This is a genomic window from Cupriavidus sp. 05T313, assembly GCF_056396665.1.
Genome location: NZ_JBFTLX010000305.1, coordinates 1 through 7,625, shown reverse-complemented (window position 1 = coordinate 7,625; position 7,625 = coordinate 1). Strand labels below are relative to the sequence as shown.

8 protein-coding genes are annotated in these 7,625 nt (G+C 66.7%); all 8 read left to right on the top strand.

The annotated features are described in order from the left end of the window. On the top strand, positions 1–552 hold a 552-nt coding region (locus AC1DKD_RS36830; RefSeq protein ID WP_477144396.1), incomplete at its 5' end, for an NUDIX hydrolase. A 28-nt stretch (positions 553–580) separates the two neighbouring features. After that, positions 581–1,327: a leucyl/phenylalanyl-tRNA--protein transferase gene (gene aat, locus AC1DKD_RS36825; protein ID WP_477144395.1), complete on the top strand. Its 747-nt coding sequence runs from the start codon at positions 581–583 to the stop codon at positions 1,325–1,327. Between the two features lie 91 nt (positions 1,328–1,418). Then, positions 1,419–2,243 (top strand): arginyltransferase, encoded by an 825-nt coding sequence (locus tag AC1DKD_RS36820; RefSeq protein WP_441631268.1) that lies wholly within the window; start codon positions 1,419–1,421, stop codon positions 2,241–2,243. A 111-nt stretch (positions 2,244–2,354) separates the two neighbouring features. Further along, positions 2,355–3,389, top strand: a complete 1,035-nt coding sequence (locus AC1DKD_RS36815; protein WP_477111170.1) for a quinone-dependent dihydroorotate dehydrogenase — start codon at positions 2,355–2,357, stop codon at positions 3,387–3,389. 95 nt (positions 3,390–3,484) lie between these two features. Next, positions 3,485–4,543, top strand: coding sequence for an aldo/keto reductase (locus AC1DKD_RS36810; protein WP_441631272.1), 1,059 nt, complete (start codon positions 3,485–3,487; stop codon positions 4,541–4,543). Between the two features lie 320 nt (positions 4,544–4,863). Continuing rightward, on the top strand, positions 4,864–5,835 hold the full coding sequence (locus AC1DKD_RS36805; RefSeq protein ID WP_477111169.1) for an ABC transporter substrate-binding protein: 972 nt from the start codon (positions 4,864–4,866) through the stop codon (positions 5,833–5,835). Positions 5,836–5,984: 149 nt separating this feature from the next. Beyond that, entirely contained in the window at positions 5,985–6,881 is an 897-nt protein-coding gene (locus AC1DKD_RS36800) for an ABC transporter permease (protein WP_035860075.1), read from the top strand. 1 nt (position 6,882) lies between these two features. Next, positions 6,883–7,625: ABC transporter ATP-binding protein (locus AC1DKD_RS36795; protein WP_477144394.1), on the top strand; the 743-nt coding region annotated here is incomplete at its 3' end.

Genomic DNA, 7,625 nt, shown 5'->3' with positions numbered 1-7,625 from the left:
GTGCTGCGCATCCCAGAAGGCGACTCGCGCCTGCGTTCAGTGTGCGACAACTGCAGCACCATCCACTACGTCAATCCGCGCAATGTAGTCGGCACCATTCCCGTGTGGGAGGACAAGGTCCTGCTGTGCAAGCGCGCCATCGAGCCGCGCTACGGCTTCTGGACGCTGCCCGCCGGCTTCATGGAGATCGGCGAGACCACCGCGCAGGGCGCCGCCCGCGAGACGCTCGAGGAAGCCGGTGCACGGGTAAAGATCGGGGAGCTGTTCTCCATCCTGAATGTGCCGCATGTGCATCAGGTGCATATGTTCTACCTGGCCACGCTGGAGGATCTCGATATCTCCGCGGGAGAGGAGAGCCTGGAGGTGAAGCTGGTCGAGGAAGCCGACGTGCCCTGGGACGAACTGGCCTTCCCCACCGTGATCCATTCGCTGCGCTGCTTCTTCGCTGACCGCGCGGCGGGACGGCTGACGGACGGCACCTTCCGCCTGCACAGCCTGGATATCGACAAGCCGATGCGCCCGCTGACCAGCCGGGCCACGGTCGAACCCTGAACACGGGCGCGTTGCCCGCCACTCCCGCATGATCACCTGGCTGGATCCGCATGATCCGTTCCCGCCGGTCGAGCGTGCGCTCGGCCCCGGGTCGGACGCGCCCGGCCTGCTGGCGGCCAGCCGCGAGTTGTCGGCCCAGCGCCTGCTGCTGGCTTACCGGCAAGGCATCTTCCCCTGGTATGCCGAAGGCCAGCCGGTGCTGTGGTGGAGCACCGATCCGCGCATGGTGCTGGCGCCACAGGCGCTGCGGGTTTCCGCCACCTTCCGCAAGACCCTCAAGCGCGTGCTGCGCGACCCCGACTGGGAAATCCGCGTCGACGACGACTTTATCGCCGTGATGCAGGCTTGCGCGCTGACCCCGCGGGAGGGCCAGCATGGCACATGGATCACCGAAGACATCATTGCCGCTTATGGTGCGCTGCACCGTAACGGCCTGGYGCATTGCGTGGAGAGCTGGTACCGCGGCGAGCGCGCGGGCGGGCTGTATGGCGTGGCGCTCGGGCGCATGTTCTATGGCGAATCGATGTTCGCGCGGCGCACGGACGCTTCCAAGATTGCCCTGGCCGCGCTGTGCGCGTTCCTCGGCAACCACGACGTGGCGATGATAGACTGCCAGCAGGAAACCGATCATCTGGCTTCGCTCGGGGCGAGTCCGATTCCGCGTGCTGAGTTCGCGGCCCATATCCGCATCGCCACCCGCCAGCCGGATATCAACCCGTGGCGCTTCGACAAGACGGTGCTGCAGAGATGGACCCGGATTCAGGATCGGGCATAGGGCCCGCCCCTCCGGCCACACTGCGCAGCGTCCGGTCACGGCGCCATCGGCTTACCTGCGTTGCTGTTTCATCCCTGGCCGTTGCAGACACATGAGCAAGCTAAAGGAACTCCCCCTTTCCGCGCTGCAGTTCTACGCTACGGCGCCCTACGCTTGCAGCTACCTCGATGGCCGCATGGCGCGCTCGCAGGTGGCCACGCCCGCSCACCTGATCAATGCCGACGTCTACTCGCGGCTGGTCCGCGCCGGGTTCCGGCGCAGCGGCATCTTTACCTACCGCCCCTATTGCGATGAATGCCGCGCCTGCACGCCATGCCGCGTGGTGGTGGACCAGTTTCGCCCCGACCGCAGCCAGCGCCGGGCCTGGCGGCAGCACGAGAGCCTGCAGGCCCTGGTGGCGCCGCTGACTTATGTCGAAGAGCATTATTCGCTCTATCTCCTGTACCAGTCGATGCGCCATGCCGGTGGGGGCATGGACCAGGACAGCCGGGACCAGTATGAGCAGTTCCTGCTGCAAAGCCGGGTCAACTCGCGCCTGGTCGAATTCCGCGAACCGCCGGGCTCGCCGGAGGCCGGCCGCCTGCGCATGGTCAGCATGATCGACGTGCTCGACGACGGGCTGTCCTCGGTCTATACCTTCTACGACCCGCTGGAAGTCAAAGCCAGCTATGGCACCTACAACATCCTGTGGCAGATCCAGCAGGCCCGCGAACTCGGCCTGCCGCACCTGTACCTGGGCTACTGGATCGCCGATAGCCGCAAGATGGCCTATAAGGCGCGCTACCAGCCGCTGCAGGTGCTGACCGCCAACCAGTGGCGCCCCTTCGATTCGCCACAGGAAGCGGTCGCGGTTGCCTCTCCCACTGCCATCCCGATCGTTCCGCCGCAGCCCGGCGAGGAAGCGCCGGAGACTTGATGGCCGGTATCCGGGGGGGCAGCTGGAGCCGGGTCGCGCCTGCGCGGCAGTACCGCTTCCGGCCCAACCGCTACAATGCCGTCCTGGTCCCGACTTCCAAGCTGATTCCCTGTGCTGAACGCGCTCTATCCCCTGTTTCGCCCCGCCCTGTTTTCGATGGATGCGGAGGACGCCCACCATTTCACCCTCAACAACCTGCTGCGCGCCAAGCGTCTGGGGCTGGCGGGCTGCATCGGCAACACCATCGCCGATGACCCGCGCACGGTGATGGGCGTGCGGTTTCCCAATCCGGTGGGCCTGGCCGCCGGGCTCGACAAGGATGGCGCCTATATCGACGGGCTGGCGGCGTTCGGCTTCGGCTTTATCGAAGTGGGTACCGTGACGCCGCGCGCGCAAGCGGGCAACCCCCGCCCGCGCATGTTCCGCCTGCCGCAGGCCGATGCGCTGATCAACCGCATGGGCTTCAACAATGGCGGTGTGGATGCGTTTATCGCCAACGTCAAGGCGTCGCGCTGGAAGGCCGAGGGCGGCGTACTGGGCCTGAACATCGGCAAGAACGCCGATACGCCGATCGAGCGCGCGGTGGATGACTATCTGCACTGCCTGGAACGGGTCTACCCGCACGCCAGCTACGTCACCGTCAATATCTCGTCGCCCAACACCAAGAACCTGCGCCAGTTGCAGGGCGCGAGTGAACTCGACAGCCTGCTCTCGACGCTCAAGGACGCGCAGCAGCGCCTGGCCGACCAGCACAAGCGCTACGTGCCGCTCGCGCTCAAGATCGCGCCCGACCTCGACGCCGACCAGATCCGCAATATCGGCGATGCGCTGGTGCGCCACCGCATCGATGGCGTGATTGCCACCAACACCACCATCGCGCGCGACGCGGTCAAGGGGCTGCCGCACGGCGAGGAAGCCGGCGGCCTGTCGGGCCGGCCGGTGTTCGAGTCGTCCACGCGCGTCGTCAAGGGCCTGCGCGAGGTGGTTGGGGATGCGGTGCCCATCGTGGGCGTGGGCGGTATCTTCAGCGGCGCCGACGCGCAAGCCAAGATTGCGGCCGGCGCGCAACTGGTACAGGTGTACAGCGGGTTGATCTACCGCGGACCGGTGCTGGTCAAGGAATGTGCCGCCGCCCTGCGCGCCTGAGGCGCGCTTCGATTGGGGTTGCCAGGGTGCTGGCAGCCGGTGATACCACAGCCGCCCTCCCCATACCGGGCGTCAACGCCTAACAAGGATAGCCAATGGAAACCATTCGTCTGGGCCGCAGCGACCTGCAGGTCTCGCGCATCTGCCTCGGCACCATGACCTTCGGCGAGCAGAACACCGAAGCCGAAGGCCATAGCCAGCTCGACTACGCCGTGTCGCGCGGCATCAACTTTATCGACACCGCCGAGATGTACCCGGTCAAGCCGCGCGCCGAAACGTATGGCAGCACCGAGCGCATCGTCGGCAGCTGGCTCAAGCGCCAGCAGCGCGACCGTATCGTGCTGGCGACCAAAGTCGCCGGCCCGGCGCGCATGCCGTGGATCCGCAACGGCAGCGACCTGACGCCGGACAGCATCCGCGCGGCGGTGGACGCCTCGCTGGCGCGCCTGCAAACCGATTACATCGACCTGTACCAGATCCACTGGCCGGCTCGCAACGCGCCCATCTTCGGGCAGAAGCAGTTCAATCCGGAAAACGAGCGCGAGTGCGCCTCGGTCCAGGCGCAGCTTGAAGCCATGGGCGAACTGGTACGCGCGGGCAAGATCCGCTACGTCGGCGTGTCCAACGAAACGCCGTGGGGCGTGGCCGAATTCGTCAAGCAGGCAGAGCTGCACGGCCTGCCGCGCATCGCCACGGTCCAGAACCCATACAACCTGCTCAACCGCAGCTACGAGCAGGGCCTGGACGAGGCCTGCTTCCGTACCGACGTCAGCCTGCTGGTCTATAGCCCGCTGGCCTTTGGGCAGCTCACCGGGAAATACCTGGGCGGCGATCTCGCGCATCCCGTGTTCGACACGCAGGCCAAAGGGCGGCTCACGCGCTTCCCGCCCGACTGGAGCCCGCGCTACCTGCGCCAGGAAAGCCTGGCCGCCGCCGCCCGCTATGTGGCGCTGGCGCGCGAGCACGGCATCTCGCCGGCGACGCTGGCGCTGGCCTGGGCCTACTCGCGCTGGTTCGCGGCGAGCACGATCGTCGGGGCCACTTCGGTGGAGCAACTGCGCGAGAACATCGACGCCTGGCAGGTGCCCCTGCCCGAAGCGGCAACCGCAGCCATCGCCCACATCCACGCCGAGATTCACAACCCCGCCCAGTAGACTTCCCGCGTTCCGCGCACCGATGCCGGCGCGCCAACCGGAGCCGCCCTCAGCGCGCTCCGGTCCTGCCGTTTTCCCCTAGTGCCGCACTAGAACAGGGCAAAACAGGGCAAATCGCGTCTCGAAAATGGTATCCTCGCAGGCTTATCGCCGTCGTATCCGCTGCGCCCCAGCGACCGCCTGCCTGCCGCCTGGTGTGTCGTTCCCGCAACGGACCGGCCGGCCGGCGCCACGCGCCACCGGGCAGGACTGCGGACCAAACCCATCGAAAACCAAGAGCGGCTGATTACCCAGAACCCACTCCGGGGGAGATCCATACCATGAAGTGTCTCAAGACATCGACCAAGACCATCCTGGGCAGCGCCGTGGCCCTCGCGCTGCTGTATGGCGGCGCCGTGCAGGCCCAGACCGTCAAGGTGCTGTCGATCGTCGACCATCCCGCGCTGGACGCCATCCGTGATGGCGTGCGCGACGAACTGAAGAGCGCTGGCTACGATGCCGACAAGAACCTGAAGTGGGAATACCAGAGCGCACAGGGCAATACCGGCACCGCCGCGCAGATCGCGCGCAAGTTCGTCGGCGACCAGCCCAATGTGATCGTCGCCATCGCCACGCCGTCGGCACAGGCCGTGGTGGCCGCCACCAAGTCGGTGCCGGTGGTGTACTCCGGCGTGACCGACCCGGTTGCCGCCCAGCTGGTCAAGGGCTGGGGCGCATCGGGCACCAATGTGACCGGCGTGTCGGACAAGCTGCCGCTGGACCGCCAGGTTGCCCTGATCAAGCGCGTGGTGCCCAAGGCCAAGACGGTTGGCATGGTCTACAACCCCGGTGAAGCCAACTCGGTGGTGGTGGTCAAGGAACTGAAGGCGATGCTGGCCAAGGAAGGCCTGACGCTGAAGGAAGCCGCCGCGCCGCGCACGGTCGACATCGGCGCCGCCGCCAAGAGCCTGATCGGCAAGGTCGATGTGATCTACACCAACACCGACAACAACGTGGTGTCGGCGTACGAAGCCCTGGTCAAGGTCGCCAACGAGTCGAAGATCCCGCTGGTGGCTGCCGATACCGACAGCGTCAAGCGTGGCGCCATTGCCGCGCTGGGCATCAACTACGGCGACCTCGGCCATCAGACCGGCAAGGTGGTGGTGCGTATCCTGAAGGGCGAGAAGCCCGGCGCGATCGCTTCGGAAACCAGCGACAAGCTGGAGCTGTTCGTGAACACCGGCGCGGCCGAGAAGCAAGGCGTGACGCTGTCGCCCGAACTGGTCAAGGAAGCGAAGACCGTCATCAAGTAATCACGGCACGCTGACCCTGCGCGTTCGCGCGCAGGTGGCTCTATCCGGGCCCGCCCCCGGAACGCCCGTACCGCGTCGCCCGACCCGGGCAGCGCGCCAGGCGTTCCTGATCCGGCCTCCCGTGCCGGAAATAGCAACTGGATTTCCCCATGTCCCTCTTTTCCCTTCTGGGCGCCCTGGAGATCGGCCTGATCTTCAGCCTCGTCGCCCTGGGGGTGCTGATCTCCTTCCGCATCCTCAATTTTCCCGATCTGACCGTCGACGGCAGCTTCCCGCTGGGCGGCGCCGTGGCGGCCACGCTGATCGCTTCCGGCCAGGATCCCTTCATCGCCACAGGGCTGGCGATCGTGGCGGGCGCCTTTGCCGGCTTCATCACCGGCTGGCTCAATGTACGCCTCAAGATCATGGACCTGCTCGCCAGTATCCTGATGATGATCGCGCTGTACTCGGTCAACCTGCGCATCATGGGCAAGCCCAACGTGCCGCTGATCACCGAGTCCACCATTTTCACCATCCTGCAACCTGACTGGCTGCCGGACTACATGCTGCGCCCGGCCTTGCTGCTGATCGTGGTGGTGGTGGCCAAGCTCGGCCTGGACTGGTTCTTCTCCTCGCAGCTCGGCCTGGCCATGCGCGCCACCGGCGCCAACCCGCGCATGGCGCGGTCCCAGGGCATCGCCACCGGCCGCGCCACGCTGGCCGGCATGGCGCTGTCCAATGGCCTGGTGGCACTCGCGGGCGCGCTGTTCGCGCAGACCCAGGGCGGTTCCGACATCTCCATGGGCATCGGCACCATCGTGATCGGCCTGGCCGCGGTGATCATCGGCGAGAGCATCCTGCCGGCGCGCCGGCTGGTGTACACCACGCTGGCCGTGGTGCTGGGCGCCATCCTCTACCGCTTCTTCATCGCGCTGGCGCTCAACAGCGAGTTCATCGGCCTCAAGGCGCAAGACCTGAACCTGGTCACGGCGGTACTGGTGACCGGCGCCCTGGTGTTGCCGGGAACCCGCAAGAAGCTGTTCGGCCGCAAGAACGGAGGTGCCTGAGATGCTGCGCGCACAAGACCTGAAACTCACCTTCAATCCCGGCACCCCGATCGAGACGCGCGCGCTGCGCGGCCTCAGCCTGGATATCCCGACCGGCCAGTTCGTTGCCGTGATCGGTTCCAATGGCGCGGGCAAGTCGACCTTCCTCAACGCCATCAGCGGCGACCAGATGGTCGATTCGGGCCGCATCACCATCGATGATATCGATGTCACGCGCAAGCCGGCCTGGGACCGTGCCCCGCTGGTGGCACGCGTGTTCCAGGACCCGATGGCGGGCACCTGCGAAGCGCTGACCATCGAGGAGAACATGGCGCTGGCCATGGCGCGCGGCAGCCGGCGCGGCTTCCGCGCGGCGCTGAACAAGCCCTCGCGCGAGCTGTTCCGCGACAAGCTGCGCCTGCTCAACCTGGGCCTGGAAAATCGCCTGACGGACCGTATCGGCCTGCTCTCGGGCGGCCAGCGCCAGGCCGTGAGCCTGCTGATGGCTTCGCTCCAGCCCTCGCGCATCCTGCTGCTGGACGAGCACACCGCCGCGCTCGACCCGAAGACGGCGGCCTTCGTGCTGGAGCTGACCGCCAAGATCGTGGAGGAAGCCAAGCTCACCACCATGATGGTCACGCACAGCATGCGCCAGGCGCTGGACTACGGGCAGCGCACGGTGATGCTGCACCAGGGCCAGGTCGTACTGGACGTGTCGGGCGATCAGCGCGCCGGACTGGACGTGCCGGATCTGCTGCGCATGTT

What these genes read in the sequence shown, in the direction of transcription:
- AC1DKD_RS36800 (WP_035860075.1), top strand. Translation starts at nt 5,985, where the DNA reads ATGTCCCTCTTTTCCCTTCTGGGCGCCCTGGAGATCGGCCTGATCTTC.
- AC1DKD_RS36805 (WP_477111169.1), top strand. Translation starts at nt 4,864, where the DNA reads ATGAAGTGTCTCAAGACATCGACCAAGACCATCCTGGGCAGCGCCGTG.
- AC1DKD_RS36810 (WP_441631272.1), top strand. Translation starts at nt 3,485, where the DNA reads ATGGAAACCATTCGTCTGGGCCGCAGCGACCTGCAGGTCTCGCGCATC.